1 protein-coding gene is annotated in these 624 nt (G+C 42.0%); it reads right to left on the bottom strand.

Translation table 11 applies throughout. From position 1 onward, the window contains the following. Positions 1–624, bottom strand: a 624-nt coding sequence (locus V7783_RS21085) for a hypothetical protein (RefSeq protein WP_335680392.1), incomplete at both ends; no start/stop codon positions are given.

The following is a 624-nucleotide window of genomic DNA, read 5'->3' as shown; positions in this document are numbered from 1 at the left end:
CAAAACAAATCAGCCGCCTTGAAGATGAAGATCCACTTATGCCAAAATCCTTAAGCGTGTATGGTTGATCTGAAGAGGTTAAGCTAGTTGATATTACTGTGATATTAGAACCTATCGAGGGTCTTAATAATGTACCTCTAGAATCCGATGGTGTTCCGGTGTTGTGACTGGTTCCTGTGCCTTCCAGCCAGTTACCTTTATTAAGAACAAGCCCAGTAACAAGCCTTCGTACACCGCCGCCCATTTTAGTTTTTAAGTTTTTACCGTCAGAAACAGAGTAATTTAAAGCCGCCTGTAATCCTATGGATGCATTGTTACTATTATTACCAATCACCCCAAACTGACTATCAATAACACAGTCTGCACTTGTATTTAACTTTAGCTGTTTTGCTCCAGCAGACCATACCCCGTCATCAATCCCTTTCCCATCATTATCTTCAACAACATAATCAGCGCCGCCACCGTCAGGATAAGATATTGATAATGCAAGGCATTCAGCTTCGCTACGATATGATGCAGTGGATAATCGCTCAATAGTCGCAGGATTAGCAGTAACGAAAGCTACCGCGCTGGTTAATGAGTCGAAAGATTCACTGGACTTTGTGATAACTCTAGCTGGATTAC

Source organism: Pseudoalteromonas sp. (assembly GCF_036960685.1).
In the GTDB taxonomy this organism is placed as follows: Bacteria; Pseudomonadota; Gammaproteobacteria; order Enterobacterales; family Alteromonadaceae; genus Pseudoalteromonas.
This window is presented reverse-complemented; position numbering and strand designations above follow the sequence as displayed.